This window comes from Nitrospiria bacterium (assembly GCA_035498035.1).
Taxonomy (GTDB): domain Bacteria; phylum Nitrospirota; class Nitrospiria; order JACQBZ01; family JACQBZ01; genus JACQBZ01.
In genome coordinates this window covers 13280-33653 of the sequence record DATKAN010000041.1, presented here as the reverse complement: position 1 = coordinate 33653, position 20374 = coordinate 13280, and the positions used below count along the sequence as shown (strand labels likewise).

The 20374-nt window shown below is 58.9% G+C and carries 15 protein-coding genes; 1 reads left to right on the top strand and 14 read right to left on the bottom strand.

Features of this window, described 5'->3' with window-relative positions; genetic code table 11:
* The 11 genes from carB to VMN77_08600 all read right to left on the bottom strand — a co-directional run.
* Positions 1-1324 (bottom strand): carbamoyl-phosphate synthase large subunit (carB, locus tag VMN77_08650; GenBank protein ID HTN43849.1); only part of this gene is annotated, 1324 nt, incomplete at its 3' end.
* 54 nt (positions 1325-1378) lie between these two features.
* Positions 1379-1573 carry a hypothetical protein gene (locus VMN77_08645; GenBank protein ID HTN43848.1) on the bottom strand — a complete coding sequence of 65 codons (195 nt, stop codon included), beginning with the start codon at positions 1571-1573 and terminating at the stop codon, positions 1379-1381.
* An 80-nt stretch (positions 1574-1653) separates the two neighbouring features.
* Complete coding sequence (sppA, locus tag VMN77_08640) at positions 1654-2649, bottom strand: signal peptide peptidase SppA (protein ID HTN43847.1); 996 nt, start codon at positions 2647-2649, stop codon at positions 1654-1656.
* Positions 2642-3772, bottom strand: a complete 1131-nt coding sequence (gene carA / locus VMN77_08635; protein ID HTN43846.1) for a glutamine-hydrolyzing carbamoyl-phosphate synthase small subunit — start codon at positions 3770-3772, stop codon at positions 2642-2644. Before carA ends, sppA begins: the two co-directional genes overlap by 8 nt.
* Positions 3772-4275, bottom strand: coding sequence for a DUF4149 domain-containing protein (locus tag VMN77_08630; GenBank protein HTN43845.1), 504 nt, complete (start codon positions 4273-4275; stop codon positions 3772-3774). The genes carA and VMN77_08630 overlap by 1 nt, the downstream gene beginning before the upstream one ends.
* Positions 4272-5573, bottom strand: a complete 1302-nt coding sequence (locus VMN77_08625; protein HTN43844.1) for a dihydroorotase — start codon at positions 5571-5573, stop codon at positions 4272-4274. Before VMN77_08625 ends, VMN77_08630 begins: the two co-directional genes overlap by 4 nt.
* Positions 5570-6589 (bottom strand): aspartate carbamoyltransferase catalytic subunit, encoded by a 1020-nt coding sequence (locus tag VMN77_08620; protein HTN43843.1) that lies wholly within the window; start codon positions 6587-6589, stop codon positions 5570-5572. The genes VMN77_08625 and VMN77_08620 overlap by 4 nt, the downstream gene beginning before the upstream one ends.
* On the bottom strand, positions 6579-7124 hold the full coding sequence (pyrR, locus tag VMN77_08615; GenBank protein HTN43842.1) for a bifunctional pyr operon transcriptional regulator/uracil phosphoribosyltransferase PyrR: 546 nt from the start codon (positions 7122-7124) through the stop codon (positions 6579-6581). Before pyrR ends, VMN77_08620 begins: the two co-directional genes overlap by 11 nt.
* Before the next feature lie 295 nt (positions 7125-7419).
* A complete protein-coding gene (locus VMN77_08610) occupies positions 7420-14295 on the bottom strand; it encodes a hypothetical protein (protein HTN43841.1) in 6876 nt (2291 codons plus the stop codon).
* On the bottom strand, positions 14231-15112 hold the full coding sequence (locus tag VMN77_08605) for a hypothetical protein (GenBank protein HTN43840.1): 882 nt from the start codon (positions 15110-15112) through the stop codon (positions 14231-14233). The genes VMN77_08610 and VMN77_08605 overlap by 65 nt, the downstream gene beginning before the upstream one ends.
* Before the next feature lie 356 nt (positions 15113-15468).
* Positions 15469-16152 (bottom strand): lysophospholipid acyltransferase family protein, encoded by a 684-nt coding sequence (locus tag VMN77_08600; GenBank protein ID HTN43839.1) that lies wholly within the window; start codon positions 16150-16152, stop codon positions 15469-15471.
* 49 nt (positions 16153-16201) lie between these two features.
* On the opposite strand from VMN77_08600, the gene VMN77_08595 reads away from it, so the two are divergent.
* Entirely contained in the window at positions 16202-17200 is a 999-nt protein-coding gene (locus VMN77_08595) for a molybdopterin-dependent oxidoreductase (protein HTN43838.1), read from the top strand.
* A gap of 271 nt (positions 17201-17471) precedes the next feature.
* Here VMN77_08595 and VMN77_08590 read toward each other — a convergent pair whose 3' ends face one another.
* From VMN77_08590 to VMN77_08580, 3 genes are read right to left on the bottom strand one after another with little or no spacing between them, the layout of a single operon-like run.
* Positions 17472-17711, bottom strand: coding sequence for a hypothetical protein (locus VMN77_08590; protein HTN43837.1), 240 nt, complete (start codon positions 17709-17711; stop codon positions 17472-17474).
* A 45-nt stretch (positions 17712-17756) separates the two neighbouring features.
* On the bottom strand, positions 17757-19520 hold the full coding sequence (gene aspS, locus VMN77_08585) for an aspartate--tRNA ligase (GenBank protein HTN43836.1): 1764 nt from the start codon (positions 19518-19520) through the stop codon (positions 17757-17759).
* A gap of 49 nt (positions 19521-19569) precedes the next feature.
* Complete coding sequence (locus VMN77_08580; GenBank protein HTN43835.1) at positions 19570-20343, bottom strand: pseudouridine synthase; 774 nt, start codon at positions 20341-20343, stop codon at positions 19570-19572.
* Between the last annotated feature and the right edge of the window lie 31 nt (positions 20344-20374).

Genomic DNA, 20374 nt, shown 5'->3' with positions numbered 1-20374 from the left:
AAAGACGGTCCCATCCGGGCGTTTCGATCCTGGAGCGGATCAGATCTTTGTCGTTCTCGCCGTTGTCCCCCCTCGGTTTCAGGCGGTGTAGGCGCTGCTCCAAACCGAAGCTGTCGATCTCCAGGGACCGGATCGCCTTTTGCAGGGCCTCCTTGAACGTCCGGCCGATCGCCATCGCTTCCCCCACCGACTTCATCTGCGTCGTGAGGGTCGCGTCCGCCTGCGGGAATTTCTCGAAGGCAAACCGCGGGAATTTGACCACGACATAATCGATCGTCGGCTCGAAGCTGGCCGGGGTCACTTTGGTGATGTCGTTCGGAATCTCATCCAAGGTATATCCGATCGCCAGCTTCGCCGCGATCTTGGCGATCGGATACCCGGTCGCCTTCGAGGCCAGCGCCGAGCTGCGGGAAACCCGCGGGTTCATCTCGATCACGACCATTTCACCGTTCTCCGGATTGACGGCAAACTGGATGTTGGATCCGCCCGTGTCCACGCCGATCTCCCGCATGATGGCGATGGAGGCGTTCCGCATAATCTGATACTCTTTGTCGGTCAGCGTCTGCGCCGGAGCCACCGTGATGCTGTCGCCGGTATGGATCCCCATCGGATCGAGATTTTCGATCGGGCAGACGATCACGACGTTGTCCTTCCGATCCCGCATCACCTCGAGTTCAAACTCCTTCCAGCCAATGACGGACTGCTCGACCAGGATTTCCCCGGTCGGACTGGCCTGAAGCCCCCAGTCCACATGCTCAACCAGCTCCTCTCGGTTATAGGCGATGTTCCCCCCCGTGCCTCCGAGGGTAAAGGACGGCCGGATAATCGCCGGATAACCGATTTGTTCGATGACGTGCATCGCCTCGTCCCGGGTTCTGGCATAGGCGCTGTTCGGCACCTTGAGATTGATTTTCCACATCAACTGTCTGAAAATATCCCGGTTCTCGGCCTTATTGATGGCATCGTAATTGGCCCCGATGAGTTTCAGGCCGTATTTCTCCAGAATGCCGTCCCGGGCCAACACCATGGCGATGTTCAAAGCCGTCTGGCCGCCCATCGTCGGCAAGAGGGCGTCCGGCCGTTCCTGCTCGATGATCTTCTCGATGATCTCGGGGATGATCGGCTCGATGTAGGTACGGTCCGCCAGTTCAGGATCGGTCATGATCGTGGCCGGGTTGGAATTGACGAGCACGACCTGATAGCCCTCTTCCTTGAGGGCCTTGCAGGCCTGGGTTCCGGAGTAATCGAACTCGCAAGCCTGCCCGATCACGATCGGCCCGGAGCCGATGAGGAGGATTTTCTTTATATCGGTTCGCTTCGGCATTTAATGCTCTACCCCTTCCCTGCCTCCCCTTACAAAGGGGAGGAACTACTTTAACTATGCGACCAAAGTTTCTATTAGCATAACCAAACTGAGGATGAGCCCAAAGATAATCGCCAAGAACATGATCATATTCTGACGGCCACTTTCTTCTATAATAGCTTCAGCTTGCTTCTGCAAAGCAAACTCCGCAGTCAATCCTTTTTGAATTTGAACGTCCCATTTCAAGAGACGACGGATATAATTTAACATATTTCATCTCCCCCAACCTTCAATACAGTATGCCCGGAACCCTGCGGACTACTCTGGCCATCCGCTAAAGCCCGTTCCAGTCACGGGGCCCATAGGTACATGAACCGCGGCGTGCCGCCCTGGACGAAGGAGCGCAGATCCAGATTGACGAGATTCACGGTCTGGGGCGAGCCCGAGGGTATTTGGGAATAAATATTGTCCTTATAACTGCCCGGCCGGACATAGGTCACGATGCGGGCCTTGCTCAGTCCGGCCTCGGTCTTGGCCAGTTGGATCGCGTCATCGAGGTATCCGATTCCGTCCACCAGCCCCAGGTCGAGCGCCTGTTGTGCCGTATAGACGCGTCCGTCCGCAGCCTTCCGGACCTGGTCCACCGTCATCCCCTTCCGCCCGGCCGCGACAACCGACACAAACCGATCATACATCTGGTCGATGATCCCCTGGAAAAGCCGCCGCTCTTCCTCCGTCATCGGGCGCAGCGGTGAACCCATATCTTTTTTATCACCCGACTTGATGGCCGCCCCGGTCACGCCGATCTTCTCCAGCAGCCCCTGGACATTTACGGTCAGCATGATCACGCCGATGCTTCCGGTCACCGTCGTGGGATGGACCACGATCTTGTCGCCCGCGACCGCGACATAATACCCGCCCGAAGCACCCAGATCCATGATGCTCACAATGACCTTCTTGCCGGTCTGTTTCTTAAAAACTTCCACCTCGTGATGGAGGATGTCCGAGGCCGTGACCGTCCCGCCGGGACTGTTGATCCGAAGCACCACGGCCTTCACGGCCGAATCGTCCGCGGCTTTTTTCAACTCTTCTTTGAATTGAGCCACCATATTCGGCTCAGGCGCAAGCGTTGATCCTTTCTCCTCCTCCGAGATCGTTCCGGACAGATCCATCAGGACGATCTTATCGGCTCCCGCACCGGCCACCCGTGTTTCCTGCAAGGGTTCGGCCGGCTGTGGAATACGAATGTTAAAAATACAGCCGGACAACCATACGGTGAGGAACGCGAGAACAATGAACCGTAGGGGCATACGGCCGTACGCCCTCAAAAAATTTCTCTTATCCATTTTTCATCATCTCCACAAATCGGTTGAACAAATACCCGGCGTCGTGCGGCCCCGGGGAGGCCTCCGGATGATACTGAATCGAGAAGATCGGCAGCGTTCGATGGCGCATTCCCTCCACGGTGCGGTCGTTGAGATTGAGATGGGTCAGCTCGATTTCGGACCCGATCGAGTCCACATCCACGGCGAATCCATGATTCTGGGCGGTAATCTCGACCTTGTTTGTCGTCAGGTCCATGACGGGTTGATTCCCGCCGTGATGACCGAATTTTAATTTATAAGTCTTGCCGTTCATCGCCAAACCGAGGATCTGGTGCCCCAGGCAGATCCCGAAAACCGGCTTTTTCCCGATCAACGATCGGGCGGCTTCGATGGCGTAGGGCACGCCTTCCGGATCGCCCGGACCGTTCGATAAGACGACGCCGTCCGGATTCATGGACAGGACTTCCGACGCCTTCGTCCGGGCCGGAACGACCGTGACCGCGCAGCCGACGTCGATCAGACGACGGAGGATATTCCGTTTTACGCCCAAGTCGTACACGACCACCTTGAGGGATTTGAAATTTGCGATTGGAGATCCCCAGCTGCCTTCCGTCCATTCGTAGGGTTTTTCGCAACTGACTTCCTTGACCAGATCGCGTCCGACCAGGCCGGGCGCTTCGGCCGCCCGCTTCACCAACCGTTTCTCATCCGATTCGACGGTGGAGATGATCCCTTGTTGAGCCCCCACGTCCCGAATATGTTTGGTCAGGGCACGCGTATCGATCCCCTGGATTCCGACAATCCCGTTCCGGGCGAGATAGTCGTCCAGGCCGCCGGTCGCGCGCCAGTTGCTCGGATCGTCGGTATATTCCCGGACGATGAAACCGGACAGAAAGGGTTTGGACGACTCGACGTCTTCATCGTTGACGCCGGTATTCCCGATCAGCGGATAGGTCATCGTGACCAGCTGACCGCGGTACGACGGATCGCTCAGGATTTCCTGATAACCCGTCATCGAGGTGTTGAAAACCACCTCTCCCGCGCCTTCCCCCTGGGCGCCGAAGCCGTATCCTTTGAATACCCGTCCGTCAGCCAGGGCCAGGATCGCCTTTCGACGCGACGAACGATGTCCGTGGCCTTCCATCACCCCTCCTTACGATTTGAAGCCCCGGAGATCCTGGAATTCATCCATAACACGGCCAGCCCCAGGAGGATGTTGACCGAGAACAACTGCACCGACCGCCTGTGGTCGAGATCAAATTCCGCGACCGCCGCACCGTTGGAACGATCGGTCAGGGTGATCTGGCGGAGCTCCTGCATTCTCGGCCCCAGAATCGCTCCGATGTAAAGCCCGGACCCAACCAACAGGATGACGAGGGTCGCCTCGATTCTCATCCGGATTCCCTGCGGCGGGGCCGTCAGCCATTTCCCGATGAAACCCAGGACCACGAGGCCGATGCACACAAACACCCATTCGCCGTTAAACCGGTGGAATACGAGGCTCATCGCCTCCCCCGCCATTTCAACCGGCTTTACGGTATTGAACACGGTGGGCGCGACCACGGCCCCCAAAATCACCATCCCGCCGACCCAGACGCCCAGGCCGAGCAATTCCAGCCAGACAAACAGAGAGGTCAGGATCTTCATGTCGCCCGGACCTCCTCGGTGGAATAGACGACCCGGCCGTCCACGATCGTCATCACGACCAGCCCCTTCATCCGCCACCCGGCAAAAGGGGTATTATTGCTTTTCGAACGGAGGCGGCTTGGATCGACGGTCCACGTCGCCTCCGGATCGATCAGACAGAGATCCGCATCCGCCCCGATTCCAAGGTGGCCTTTGTTCAGCCGCATGACCCGCGCGGGTTGAACCGTCAGCTTCGCCACGGCCTCGTCCAGCGACAATACGCCCTCCTCCACCAAGCGAAGGGTCAAGGGGAGAGCCGTTTCCAGCCCGACGATACCGAAGGGCGCCAGATCGAACTCGCGATTCTTTTCATCCTCCGAATGCGGCGCGTGGTCCGTCGCGATCACCTCCAGCGTCCCGTCCTTCAAACCCTGTCGGATCGCATCGCGGTCCCGATGGGTCCGAAGCGGGGGGTTCATCTTGGCGCACGTGTTGTACCCTCGCACCGCCTCCTCCGTCAGGCTGAAATAATGCGGACAGGTCTCGGCCGTAACCCGGACTCCGCGGCTCTTCGCTTCGCGGACCAGACGAACCGACCCCGCGGTGCTGACGTGAGCGAGATGAAGCCTCGCCCCGGTCAACTCGGCCAGGATCAGGTTGCGGGCGACCATCACTTCCTCGGCGGCGGCGGGGATGCCCCGGAGGCCCAGCTCCATCGAAACGACCCCTTCATTCATCACGCCGCCGTCCATCAGGTGCTCGTCCTCGCAATGATCGATCACCGGCAGATCAAAGGCCAGGGAATATTCCATCGCCCGGCGCATCACCCCGCTGTTCATCACCGGTTTCCCGTCGTCCGTAATCGCCACGCAGCCGGCCCCGACCAAATCTCCGATCTCGGACAGCTCTTCCCCCTTTGATCCTTTTGTGATCGCCCCGATGGGGAAAACATGGACCCGCCCTTCCAGCCGGGCCTTTTCCCGGATCAAACGAGTCACGGCCTGATTGTCGTTGACCGGTATGGTATTGGGCATGCAACACACCGAGGTAAACCCTCCGGCCGCGGCCGCCTCGGTCCCGCTTTTGATGGTTTCCTTGTATTCAAAACCGGGCTCCCGCAGATGAACATGGACATCCACGAGGCCCGGCACGACCCATTTATCCGTTCCGTCGATGGTCTGGGTCTCGGACTTCGGGCCGTCGGACTTCAAGGCCTTGCCGATGCGGCTGATCTTTCCGTTTTCGATGAGGAGATCCGTCACCTCATCCCGTCGATGGGCCGGATCGACGATCCGGCCGTTTCGGATCAGCAGATTCATGTCTCGCGCCCCTGGTTTAATGGGCGGGGATCGGGCTTGTCTTGGCCGGAGGATGGGGAAGGGGAGATCGGAGTCTCGGCGGCTTGTCCGTCCGCACGGACTCCCATGGATAACAGGTAGAGCACGGCCATCCGGACCGCCACGCCGTTGGTGGTCTGGGACAGGATCGCGGAGGATAGACCATCCGCCACCTCCGGGCTGATCTCGACGCCCCGGTTGATCGGTCCCGGATGCATCACCAGCACATCATCCTTGGCCATCGCGAGCCGGCGCGCCGTCAGTCCGTACAAGGTCGAGTATTCCCGGAGCGTCGGGATGAGGGATTGTTCCTGACGTTCCAACTGAAGCCTCAAGATCATGATCACGTCCGCGCCTTTGAGGGCCTCCTCGTATTGATAAAAAACCTCGACGCCCCAGTGCGTGATCTCGCGCGGGATGATTGTGGGCGGACCCACGATTCGGACGATCGCCCCGACCGTGTTAAGGGCCTGGATCGCCGATCGGGCGACCCGGCTGTGGAGAATGTCCCCGACGATCACGACCGTGAGACCTTCCAGCGTCTTCTTGCGCTCACGGATGGTGAACAGATCCAAAAGGGCCTGCGTGGGATGCTCATGCATCCCATCCCCGGCGTTGATCACGGCACTGGTCACCTTCCTGGCCAAAAGGGCCGGGGCCCCGGCACAGGGATGACGAACGACGATCAGATCGACCTGCATCGCCTCGATATTCCGGGCCGTGTCGAGAAGCGTTTCGCCCTTGACCACGCTGCTGGTGGAGGCGGAAATATTCACGACATCCGCCGAGAGGCGCTTGGCCGCCAACTCGAAGGAGGTGCGGGTTCGAGTGCTGGGCTCGAAGAACAGATTGACCACGGTCTTTCCACGAAGGGTCGGAACCTTTTTGATATCCCGAGTGCCGACCTCTTTAAAGGATTCGGCGGTATCGAGGACCAGCCGCAATTCGTCACGGTCGAGGTCCTTGATGCTGATCATGTCCTTCGTCTTAAGTCCCATTTTCTATAATCACCCTGTCTTCTTCCCCTTCTTCCTTCAACAAAACCTTTACCTTTTCATCCACGGCCGTCGGCAAACTCTTGCCGACGTAGTTGGCGCGAATGGGCAGCTCCCGATGACCACGATCGATCAGGACCGCCAGCTGAATCGCGCGCGGCCTCCCGAAGTCGATCAGCTGATCCATGGCGGCGCGAATCGTCCGGCCGGTGAAGAGGACGTCATCCACCAGGATCACGATTTTGTCCGTGATGTCGAAGCCGATTTCGGTCTTACGAACCGTGGGCTGCTCCCGTTTTTTGTTAAGATCATCCCGGTAGAGCGTGATATCCAAGGCGCCGACGGGCAGAACGACCCCTTCGATCTCCTTGAGTCCCGCGGCCAGACGGTGGGCCAAATGGACACCGCCGGTCCGAATTCCGACGAGGGTCAAATCGCTCAGGCCGCGGTTCCGCTCGATCACCTCATGGGCCACGCGGCTTAGCGCCCGGTTCATTCCCAACGCATCCAGAACCATCCTTTCGCGCGGTTCGGTCATCCTCTTATTGGGGCTTGCGTCGCCCCCTCCGCCCGCAGGGCCGGACGGAGCCTCCCCCTCTCGCTCGCCGAGCTCGCTGAATTTTCATTTCGGCTTTCATGAATGCCCTTTAGGCACAAAAAAACCTCTCTTGACGCCCCGTCCGGGCACAAGAAAGGTTCGATTGTCGAGCCGATCGGTTTCATTTCCACTCCCTTTCGAACCTCACCGGGTTCGATTTAAAGGCGAGTTTTAATATACGTTAGATCAAAGGGCCTTGTCAAGGAACGTAATACGGCTGCTTCCCTTTTTCTTTTTATGGAGGCGTCGGAAGGATCAATTCATAGGTGTTGCCGTTGATGACGTTATTGTTCATCACCCACAACCAATAACCCTTCCAAGGTTCCAGGACCGGGGGATCCGTGTAAAACATTTGGCCATTGCTATATCCCACACCGTCAAATTGATAAATGGTGTTTCCGAGCCAATTGTTCGGAGACACCGCCGTACCATAGGTTACGCACGTCGCATCGTTGCCGTTCTGTCGAACATAGACAGTGCTGAAATCCAGCAGGCTCGTGAAGGGATCTCCGATCATGTTCCAGCCGAGCTGCAACGGAATCAAATAACCGTTAATGGTTCCCACACTGCTACCTGTGCAAAAATTCGCGGTAGCTACCGCCGTTGAAAGACTCGGCACATCAATCACAGGCCGGTTGCCGCCCCCTTGGATAAAATAGCCTTTTCCCGGAACGAGGGCCGTAATGTCCAGGCAGGGCGCGATAGAAGAATCCGGATACTGATCGTAACAGCCGTCAACCCCTTCGACCATCCCCAGACCGGATGAGTTCCAATTCCACATCTGCGGAACTCCCCCTATATCGTCATGGAATACACCGTCTGGATCCGCAGGATTCGGATTCAACGGAATCGAAACCATATTGAGGTTCGTTCGGAGCGCCGTCCGACCCGCCAAGCTTCCATCGGTCGGGTTGTCGCCGCAGGGGGTGGTCGTCCCGGAACAATACGCATTGTTTGACATGGCCGAGGGCCCGATCGTGTTGCCTGATTTCAAGGCAAAGTAATAGATCGTGTTGGGCGTCAGACCCGAAACGGTGGCCTCTTCAAAGCTACCGGCAAGCTTCGGGGCCGGAATGGGGACCGACGTCGCCGCCGAGAAATCTACCTGGCCGGCCCCTGCCCCGCCGTCGACGATGGGGCTGGTGGCGTAACGCAGGTCATAACTGCCCGCCTGCCCAACTCCCGGAACCGCATTATCATCCGACGGCGCTGTCCAACTCAGGGTGATCGAGTTCTGCGTCTGGTCTCCGGGCTTCACCGTCAGGTCCGAAACGGCCGCGGGAACATGGAATTCGGCCGGCGGCAGCGTCGATATGGATACGGCCCCGGAATAGACCGAGTTGCCGGCCGGATTATAGGCTTGGAATCGGTAACAGTACGCCGTCAACGGCGCCAGTCCCCCGTCCGTGTAACCGAGGACCTGGCCGGTGCCGGGAGACCCCACCGTATCCCGCAACAATGTGAAAATCACCCCGTACACCTCGTCCGTGTCGCAGGCCCCGCCCACCCTTATTGCGCGTTCAATCCGGAAACCGTCCTCATTATTGGAGGTGTCCACCCAGTAAAGCTTGATCTGGGTCGGACTGATCGCCGACGGAGACAGCAGGCAGCCCGACCCCGGAGGATTGTCCGGCCCGAGGCAGGCTTGGGGGGCTGCCGGGATAGAGTACTGGACGGCGATCGCCGTCACCGAGTCTTCCAGATAAGCGGTGGTGGTCGAGGCGATGTCGACGATGATATTCAGGGTCGATGTGACCGTCGGGGTCACCACCAGGGTATACAGGGCCGTTCCACCCGCCGGGATAAGGGCGGTGGTAAAGCCGGACGACCGATCGGCCGATCCGTCATTGACGACCACGGTCCATCCCGAAGGGGTGTTCCAACTCAGGGTGAAGGTATCCGGGCTTGTCTCATTATTGAGCAGGAAAAGGCTGTACGACGTCGCCACACCGCCCGTCACGGTCCGGCTGGACTGGCCGCCCGCGCCGCTGCCGGCCAGTCCGAACACATTGCCCCCGCTGCCGTCGATAATCCCATCCGGGCGTTGATTGGACTTCACGATAAGGGCTTTGATGGAGTCGCCGCCGCTTCCGTTCAATACGAGGAAATCCATAATCACATTATAGGTTCCATCGGGAGGACTCGGCGAGCCCTGCTTGACTATAAGGGTATAGGCCCTCGAGGCACCGGGATTAATCGAGGGCGTTACAAAATTTTTCGTATACACAGCACTGGTGACATTATCCACAAGCGTTACATTCCAGCCTGCCCCGGGAAGGGTCCAGGTTACTCCATACGACCCGGCGACGCCGCCGTCATTTTGAACTTGAATGGAATAAGAAGCGGATCCATTCGTGGTCAGCTGGGTGGAGGTCCCCCCGGCGCCGGTCCCGACTCCACCGTAAACATTGTCGCCATTCCCGTCGATAATCCCATCGGGACTTGACGCGGGGAAGGCCAATAGGATCTTGCAGGTCGGATTGTTCGCACCCGGGTGCCCGGGTCCGGGTCCGGCCCCTCCACCGCCGCCAAGGCAGGAGGTGGTACCCGTATAGGTATTGGATGCAGCGATAAAGACCGCAATGCGGCCACCCCCCCCGCCGCCGCCTCCAAAGGAAGTCCCATTTCCGCCCCGGCCCCCGTTGGACTGAAAACTGCCGGCGCCGGTGACCGTCCCCGCATTGATACGGATGGCTCCGCCGCTTCCTCCTCCTCCGCCGCCGCCCGTTCCAAGCACGTCGGGATTGCCGTCGCTCCCGTTCGCCGAAATTATGCCGTTCAGGGTCAGGGTGCCGGTCACCTGTAACCGAAGAGAACCCCCTCCCGCTCCTCCCGGAGCGGATCCATTTCCGCCGCCGCTGCCCATTTCGAACGGAAGCAGATCGATCCCGTAAGTGGATCCTCCCGTGATTCCGCCCCCGCTCAAGCCTCCGGCCCCGCCGTAGCCGGCCCCGCCTCCTCCGTCCGTCGTGCTGTCCCCGCCTTCCCCGAAATTCGCCGTCACCCCGCCGCCGATGTTCCGGCACTGCAAGACCGGCGTCCCGTCGGTCGTGTCATAGTCGTAACTCTCCGAGGCCCCGCAGCCCCGGCCGGTTGCGTCTATCCGGGCCCCGATATCGACGGCCACGTTGCCGGCGACAATTTGAACAAGCGTATTGGCGGGGGCCGCGACAAGTGCGGACCCCGTGCCCGTGACCCGGAGTGTCCCGTTGACCGTCAACGTATTATCCCCGGAAAGTGTAAAGGTCGAGGCGCCGCCGGTATCATTCACCGTTAGATCCTCGTTGACGGTGAGAGAAGCGGAAAGGGTCTTCTCGCCGCTACCGCTGATCGTCAGATTGCGATAGGGAGGAAGCTCCGACACGGGCTGGCCCACCCCGGCCGCGTATTCAACGGTGGTTCCCGGGGAAAGATTCATGGTCGTAAAGGCCGGGAAGGACGTCCCCACCGTGGCGCTTCCGAGTCTGAACTTTCCGGAGATGAGATTAAATGTTCCGCTGGACGTAACCTGGAATCCACCGTCGTCGAAGAGGCTGTTGGCCGTCACGTCGCCGATGGTCAGCGTGGAGACGGCGGCGGCGCCGGTCAAGGTCACCCCCGCCGGATTGTTCGCCTTGAGGATCGCGTAGCTATACCCTCCCCCCGATTGGGGCGATGCCCCGTTAAAGTTGATCGTGCTTCCTGCCGCGGCCGTAACCGTTCCCCCATCGGCCAGATGGCCGCCGAGTGCAAGGGTTCCCGCACCCGTAAAGTTCAGCCGGGCCTGTGCGGGTGTCCCAAGGAACGCAACCGATCCGGAAATCGTTACCGTTCCGGTATCGATCGACACGGTGGCGAACAGACCGGCCGTCGAACTCCCGCGGATAAAAAGGTTCCCGGCCGAAAGATTGCCGCCATTGACGCTCAAGTCCGATGTGGCCGAGGTCGGCTCGTTCAGAGTTATTGAACCGGCCACGGCCAGGCTGATTCCGGAATTGATCGCAAGACCGTTTCCGGAACCGGCCGCGTTTGGATACATCGTGATATTGGACGCGGCGGCATTGGCCGTCACCGAAACGATATGTCCGCTGTTGATGTAAACCGCGTTCGCGCCCGTGGGCCCGCCCGCGACATTGCAGGGTGCATTCCAGGTGCTGGCCGCATTCCAGGGCCCGGTTTGGGCGGTGCTGCATGATTGCGCCCCGAAATTCCAGTTCAGGTTATTCCCGGAATCGAGGTTGGAGGGATCGGTCGCATTAATGATATTCCCGGTGGCGTCGGAATCCCTCGCATCGGTGTTGAGGACGGTTTGGGCGCCCGTTACGTTCAGGTTCCAGTGGGACCCGGGCACGGAGGACCAAAGCTGGACGCGGGCGCCCGAACCGGGGCCGAAGTTAATATTGGTAAAGGTGAAGGTCGAACCGGCGTTAAGCCGGACCTTCGTGGCCGCGGTCGTGAAATTGGCGGTGGCGGCCGTCGCACCGGCCGAGAAGGCCACCGAGGGGGCGGTCACCGGATCCGAGCCGGAATTGTTCGTAATGGTCAACGTGCCAAAGGCCGACGTGCCGGTCATCGTCCCCGACAGGGTCTGTTGAGCCGTGCCGTTCAGAATTACCGTGCCGCTGCTATGAGTAAAGGTGCCGGTATTGGACCAAGACCCTCCGACGGTCAACGGGTTTGTGCCGTTTGCTATGAGCGTGGTTAAGGCGGAGATCGCGACGTTACCGTTCACTGTCAGGATCGTCGGATTTGCGGCGGCGGTAACGACGATGTTGGAATTGGTCCCATTCCCCGCCGTGAAGTCGCCGCCGATGGTCAGGGTTCCGGCGGCGAAGGTGTGGGTCCTGTTGTTTCCGCTTGGCATGACCTGAAGGTTGTTATAGGTGGCGGCGGTGATATTGGTCGGTCCGTTCCCGGTATACCGAACGGTCCCGGTGGAAGGGGCAAAGGCGCCGCCGCCGATCGCGAACGGAGTGCCGGTACCGGAAAACGTCAATAGGCCGGTGGTGGAGGTAAAGGTCCCGCCGTTCAAGGAAAAGGCTCCGTTCACCGTGATCGTGCCCGAAGCGCCGTTGAATACCCCGCCGCTCTGGGTAAAGGCTCCGCTCAATGTCAGGCTTCCCGTGGTGGAGGTGAATGTTCCGTTGACGAGATTAAAGGGGCCCGAGATTGTAAATGAGGTCGCCCCGGCATTGACGCTGCCCCCGGTTTTATCGATCGTGATGAGGGGATTGGCAAAGGTTGGAGCGCTCACCGCGAAGGCCTGATTGACGGACCCGGTGAATTGCAGCGGCGCTGTCTGTCCGGCGGCATCCCACCCGGCCCCTACCGTCACGTCACCCCGGGCCTCCAAGGTCCCGGTGGCCGCCGCCCCGTTCGTCAGGGTCAGTAGGCCGGTCGTGATGAGGGTATCCCCGGCGGCTATGGTCAGAGCCGCACCCGAATTCTTGTTGATCGTCAGGTTATTAAAAGTGATGCTGCCCGGTACATCAATGGTGGACGCCGTGGTGGTAAAGGCCACGGTCCCGTTATTGGCGGTAAAGGTCCCCCCGGTCTGGGTAAATACGCTGCCGCCGGAAAACGTCAGTGTGCCCGTGGTTGAGGTGAAATCGCCGCTGACGAGATTAAAGGCGCTGGAAATGGTGAACGAGGTCGTCCCGGCATTCACACCGTTCCCGGTTTTGTTGATCGTGATGGGATTGGCAAAGGTTGGAGCGCTCACCGCGAAGGCCTGATTGACGGACCCGGTGAATTGCAGCGGCGCCGTCTGCCCGATAGGATCCCACCCGACCCCTACCGTCACATCACCCCGGGCCTCTAAGGTCCCGGTGGCTGCCGCCCCATTGGTCAGGCTCAAAAGGCCGGTCGTAATGAGGGTATCCCCGGCGCCAATCGTCAAGGCGGCGCCCGAATTCTTATTGATCGTCAGGTTATAAAAAGTGATGCTGCCCGGAACATCGATGGTGGAGGCGGTGGTTGTGAAGGCCACGGTCCCGTTATTGGCGGTAAAGGTACCCCCGGTCTGGGTAAAAACGCTGCCGCCGGAGAAGGTCAGGGTGCCGGTGGTCGATATGAATTCGCCGTTGACCAGATCAAAGGTTCCGGGGATGGTGAACGAGGTCGTCCCGGCATTCACGCTGCCTCCGGTCTTATCGATTGTAATGGGATGTAATAAATTAAGAACGTTCACCGTGAGGGATTGATTGGCCGACCCGGTAAACCGCAAGGGCGCCGTCTGCCCGGACGTATCCCACCCGGGTCCTATGGTCACATCACCCTGGGCCTCCAACGTACCGGTTGCGGCCCTCCCATTCGACAGGCTCAAAACACCGGTCGTAACGAGGGTATCCCCGGCGGCGATGGTCAGAATCGCCCCTGAGTTCTTATTGATCGTCAGATTATAAAAGGTGATGCTGCCCGGAACATCAACGGTGGCGGAGGTGGTGGTAAAGGTGACGGTGCCGTTATTGGGGGCAAAGGTCCCCCCGGTCTGGGTAAACCCGCCGTTCCCGGAGAGAGTCAGGGTGCCGGTAGTAGACGTAAAGGTCCCGCCGCTCAGAGAAAACGCGCCGTTGACGGTGATGGAGGCAGCACTCCCGGCAAAGGTGCCGTCCGCTTGTGTGTACGCGGTAGAACCAACCGTTACGGTAACCGCACCCTGCGTAATCGTGCCCGTGTAGCCCGCCACGATACTGATCCCCGCCACGTTCACAATCGCATCTAGTGCGCAATCCCCGATCCGGCTCGCATCAAAGATGGCGATATCGGCCGAACCCGGAATACTGGCACCGCCGGCCCCGCCCGAGGTCGTGGACCAATTAGCGGTACTGTTCCAATTGCTTGGCGATGCCGCCACCCAGTACCGGTTCGCCGCCTCGGCTTCATTATCGGGAACGAGCAAGGCGGCGGGAAAAAACATCACCGCGAGGGCCAGCGTGACATGTCGGAAGAATACCGAGGAAGGGGCCGATAAAAAACCGGTGCTGTTTGCGGGACACAAGCCTTTTTTGAAAATAGATGAACCGGGATATCCGACAAGCGATATCTTCTGAATCAAGCCCCCGAAGCTACCGCAGGGCTGGTTGTCCAGCCGTTGCCGTCGTCTGCTTTGAAAAGCCGCTTTCACATCCATTCGTCCCCACCGCCGTCACCACGTAGTAGTAGGTCGTGCCCGTCTTCACCTGTTTATCCAGATACCAATTATTCAGGAACGGGACCGCATTCAAGCGTACATACCCGCTTCCGTTGCTCCTGCTGCGCCAGATATTGTAGCCCGCCAGGTCGGTCGGGCTATCGGCCCTCCATGCCAATCGAACATAATGAAAACGGGGGAGCTTGGAAATGCCGCCGCTGCTCACGAGACCGGTCGGCACGGAGGGTGAATTTTGCGGAACGCGGCTGACCGTCAATGTAAAGAACCGGATTTCCGGACTGCCGACCGTTCCGTTACTGCTATAGGTATAACCGGGGGCTGACATCAAATCAATCGACTGACCGGTCGTCTGATCCTGAAATCTCACCGAACCCGTTTGGCAGGTGTCCGATGCAATCGACGGCGGAGGGGTCCAAGCCACGGAAACCGGGGACACGTTTTGTTGAGAGACCACCTTGATCGTCCAGCTCTTCGGAAGTCCATCCGCCCGAATATCCCGCCACAGCAATTGGAGACCAAGCGGGTAGGTGGTCTCGTCCTCGTGTGTAAAGGCGGCCTGAACCGGCCCCGCCAACAAGGCCAGCACATCCGAATTGTTGTCAAAAAGATCCGTTGCGGTGGATAGACCACCGGCTTCCAGCCGGTTGACCAACTGGCCCCCATCCGCATTGGAATCCGGAACCGAAATCGTAAACGCCATCGTCCAGTCGCCCGACCATGCCGGGGATGAACCCAGCATCGATGGAATGAGGAGGAACCCTAAGGTTGTCAAGAGGGTGTTCGAGCGCAGGGACATGGCACTCCCTTCGTTGTTTTTCGTTCACCGGCCGCCGATCTGAAATATATTTAACTATACCAAGCGGCCTGGTCTCTGACAAACAGGAACGGTCGCACAACCCCGGGAGGTCCGAACACGGAACCTCCTATTATTATCCGGGCGGTCAATCCACATGGTTGTACCATGGCGAATCGGCCCCATTCGAAAGCCGGTATTTCCCGCACAAAGAAGCCGAATTTTTTAAACCCGGGAAGATCTGAGATATTGGAAGAAATCCGGATAAGATCGGTCCATCCTACTATCTCAACCCCGGCTTGTCAATAACACAAAATGGGGTTTTTTGCAACCGGCCGCGAAATCCACACAAGGCGGTCTCACCGAAGTTGCTCAATGGCCCTCATGACGATGTCCACGATCTTTTGGGAAAGCTCCACGGAACCTTCCAAGGCAAAGAATCGGGAAAAATCCACCGGGGAACCATAGGCAATGGTGATGGTCCTGAAACACCGGGGGAATATTTTACCTTTGGGCAACAGCCGGTCGCTTCCCTCGATGAAGACCGGAATGACCTTCCGGGGCTTCGCATCATGGATGATTTTTCCGACCCCCGGTTTTCCGGGCAGAAGAAATCCGTCCGTCGAGCGTTTTCCTTCCGGAAAGATGACGATCACGCTCGTCGGGAGCAGTCGGGTCATGGCTTCGATCGATTCGAAATCGCGCTTTCCGCGGCGGACCGGAAAGCCCCCCCAGGTCCGGATCATCGTCCGGACCACCGGCCACCGGAAGAGCTCCTCCTTCGCCGGAGCCCGCCACCAGACCGGCGAGAAAAACGGCATGGCCGTCACCGCAATCACAAAGGGATCCAGAGCGGAAATATGGTTGCTGCAGATCAAAACGGCGTGTTCATCCCGTTTGGGAATGTTTTCCGGATTCCGAACCCGGACGCGGTTCAAAACCCTTAAAACAAGCACCCAGATTGACAAACCGACGGCATGCCACAGATTGATAAAAAATCCGGGGCCGGCCGCTTGGGTCAAACGGGGATTGCGAGTCGACATGAGGACAAGTATAATAGATTCCATCGAGCAAGGCGAGCGGGGGGGAACGATGATCAAGCTCAATCGACGCATGTTTCTGCGGACCGCGGGCCTGACCGCTTTGGGCTCCGGCTGGTCCAAAACGGCCGGCGCCGGGACGTTTTTCTGGAAGCGTCTTTTTTCGCTCCCGCCGCGCGACACCGTCCTGATCACACCCAACGATAAATTCTATATCGTAAGTTATGATGGGTTTCCCGAGATCAACCTGGCCGACTGGTCTCTATACATCGGCGGGCTTGTCAAGAAACCGGCCCGATTAACCTTTGCCGATTTCTACGGCCGGCCTTCCATCGAGATGGCTGCAACCCTGATTTGCATCGATACGCTGCCCGGAGGGGACACGATTAGCAATGCCGTGTGGCGGGGCATTTCGCTTAAAGCGCTCCTGGAAGAGGCCGGACCGGACCCTTCGGCCTTTGACGTGGTCTTTCATGCGGCGGACGGGTACAGCGACAGTATTCCGTTTGACAGGGCCATAAACGGCGATGTCCTGCTGGCGTATATGATGAACGGGGAAGCCTTGCCCCGGGCTCACGGCTACCCCCTTCGCGTTGTCGTCCCCGGTCTTTACGGGATCAAGAACGTCAAGTGGATCACCGAAATCGAGGTGGTGGATTACGATTATAAGGGATACTGGCAGCAAAGGGGCTGGACCGATCAAGGCGAGATCCGGATAATTTCCAGAATCGACAGCCCCGGACACTATCAGGAGATTCAAGGACGAGAGCATCCCGTTCGAGGGCTGGCCTTCGGGGGTTACAATGGGATCGGCCGGGTGGAGCTCAGCACAGACGGAGGCCAAACGTGGAACCCGACCGATCTGGAACCGCCCCTTTCACCGTACAGTTGGGTCATCTGGAATTACCGCTGGCGGCCCTCCGCACCGGGGGCCTACACGCTGGTGGTCCGTGCCTGGGATAAACGGGGCCAAGTGCAGCCCGCCAAACTGGAACAGGCCTATCCGGCCGGTGCCAGCGGCTATCACACCGTCGTCGCTCTGGTGTCGTAGGTACTCACCTCTAATCTGGAGATTATTTTCCGTCAGCGAGCAACGCGAGCGAGAGGGGGGAGGACATCGGCGAGCTCAGTCGAGCCGCTTGGCCGGTGGAGAAAACGAGGGTCAGGCTTCGCCTGTCCGAGCGCGGGGGTGGGGTATCGGAGGACTGGCCTCATGTATTGCCGCACGGCCCCCCACAGATAATGGCGGCGACGCTAGCCCCTAAAAAAAGGCGGCTTTCCCGGATGACCCGGAAAAGCCGCCTCGTGTGTGAGATAAACGGTTACCGCCTCTTTCCTCTCCGAGCCATCTTCGCCCTGGAGACATCGCCCTGCTTGTCGATGAAATAGAGATAACCTTCCTCTCTCTTGACACCCACTTTGGCGATCTTCTGGGGCTTGCCCGGATTATGCTTGCCCCCTCCCCGCGCCATCTTGGTCCGTGAGACATCGCCCTGCTTATCAAGATAGTAGAGCCATCCCTTTTCTCGCCTTACTCCCGCCTTGGCTACCTTTTGGGCCATTCGGTCCTCACCTCCTCTCAAAATTGAACGGAATAACCACGTACGTTATTCCACAATATCCAGTTTGATATGCAATTCCTTGAGCTGCTGTTCCGCCACATGCGACGGCGCATCGCTGAGAAGGCAGATCGCCTTCTGGGTCTTAGGAAAAGCAATCACGTCACGAATCGATTCCGCTCCGGACAAGATCATCGACAAACGATCCAGACCGAAAGCCATGCCCCCATGGGGCGGAGCCCCGTATTCAAGGGCGTCCAGTAAGAACCCAAATTTTTCCTGCGCCGATGCCGGATCAATTCCGAGCAGCTTGAACAGCCGGGACTGAACATCGCGTCGATGGATTCGGATGCTCCCGCCGCCGATCTCGGAGCCGTTCAGGACCAGGTCGTACGCCTTGGCCCGGACCCGTCGGGGCTCCGTATCCAGAAAAGGCAGGTCTTCATCCAACGGCGAGGTAAATGGATGGTGCATGGCGACATACCGTTGTTCGGTGTCGTCAAAGTCCAGCAGCGGAAAATCCGTGATCCAGACGAAACGGAACTGATCCGGCGGAATCCGTTGGAATCGCTCCGCCAGCCGTGTTCGGAGGCCTCCCATCACTTCCCGGGCTGTTTTAAGCTGATCGGCCACAAACAACAGCAGATCCCCCGCTTTCGCCGACAAGGCGGCTGACAGCGAGCGGAGCAGGGGCTCGCCGAGAAATTTTACAATGGGCGACTCAAAACCTTCCGGCGACACCTTGATCCAGGCCAATCCCTTTGCCCCCAGGGACTTCGCGCTCTCCGTCAGTTCATCCAGTTCCTTGCGCGAAAGCGTCGCCTGGCCTTCCAATACCATCGCCTTGACCACCCCGTTTCGGTTCAAGGTCTCCTGAAAAACCTGGAAGGAGGAACCCGCCACAAGCGGAGAAACATCGTGTATTTCGAGACCGAACCGAAGATCCGGTTTATCGGTTCCGTACCGGTCCATCGACTCGGAATAGGACAATCGCGGAAAGGGGGTTTCTAAACGGATATCCTTGACCGTCCGAAAGACCTCGACCATCATCCCTTCCATCAACGACCGGATCTCCTCCTGATCCATGAACGATAGCTCAAGATCGATCTGGGTGAATTCCGGCTGCCGGTCCGCCCGGAGGTCTTCATCCCGGAAACAGCGGGCGATCTGGTAATACCGTTCGATCCCGGCCACCATCAATATCTGCTTGAATAATTGCGGGGATTGGGGCAGCGCATAAAATTGACCGGGATTCACCCGACTGGGGACCAGATAGTCCCGGGCGCCTTCGGGCGTGCTCTTCGTGAGATGCGGCGTCTCCACCTCGATGAAACCGTGTCCATCGAGATAATTCCGGACGGACTTCAGGATCCGGTGCCGCCGTTTTAAATTGGCCAGCATGCGGGGTCGGCGGAGATCCAGGTAACGGTACTTCAATCGCAGGTTCTCCGAAACCAGAACGTTATCCTCGATCGGAAAAGGCGGCGTCTTGGCCGCATTGAGAATTTCAAGCTCATCCGCGACCAGTTCAATCTCCCCCGTCCCCAACTGCGCGTTGACGGTCCCGGGCGGCCTGGACTCGACCCGTCCGCGAACGGCGATGACGTCCTCGCTCCGGAGCTCCTTGGCCTCCTTGTGCGTATGCGGGGAGAGCGTGGGATTAAAAACCACCTGCGTGATCCCCTCCCGATCCCGAAGATCGACGAAGGTCAGCCCCCCGTGATCCCGCCGGGACTGGACCCAGCCCATCAACGCGGCCGTCTGGCCGATGTCGCTTTTTCTTAACCTTCCGCAATCGTGTGTCCGCTTCAAAACCGTATCCCTTTATTCGTTTCGGATCGATCTCACGCTCGCCGGGTGTCTATTCGCCCACGGCCTTTCGACTCTTGGGTGCAACCGTCGGTAGTCTGGATTTCGACCCGAGAGCCTTAAGGGATCGGATTTCCCCCGCTGTCAGATAGCGATACCGTCCGATGGGCAACGCGCCCAGTTCCAGCGTCGCCATCCGGATCCGTTTCAGCTTTAAGACCGGATGATCGATCTTCTCCAGCATGCGGCGGATCTGACGGTTTCGCCCTTCATGGATGGTCATTTCCAGCCAGGAATTCTTTTCCGTTTTCTTGATTTTTCGGATCCGGCAGGGCAGCGTCCGACCCTCCGATAAAACCACTCCCCTTGAAACCTCCAGGATCTCCGGGTCCGTCAAAATCCCCTTGACCTTGACCTCGTACGTTTTTGGAACCTCAAAGCTGGGGTGCAGCATTCTTTGCACCAGGTCGCCGTCATTGGTCAGAAGCAGCAGACCTTCACTGTCATAATCGAGCCTCCCGACCGGATAGACGCGGGCCCGTACCCCCCGGAGCAACGCCTTGACCGTCACGCGTCCCATCGGATCGGACAGCGTCGTGACCACCTCGCGGGGTTTGTTCAGCATAAGGTACACCTTGACCTGCTTGGGATTGATGAGTTTCCCCGAGACCTTGATATGATCCCGTTCCGGATCGGCCTTGCGGCCCAGCTCGCGGACCACGCGTCCGTTGACCGTCACGGCGCCCGCCCGCATCATTTCCTCGGCCTTTCGGCGCGAGGCGATCCCGGCCATCGAGATGATTTTCTGTATTCGTTCGAGCATCATTTACACCCGTATCGGTTGCTGAGAAACCCTC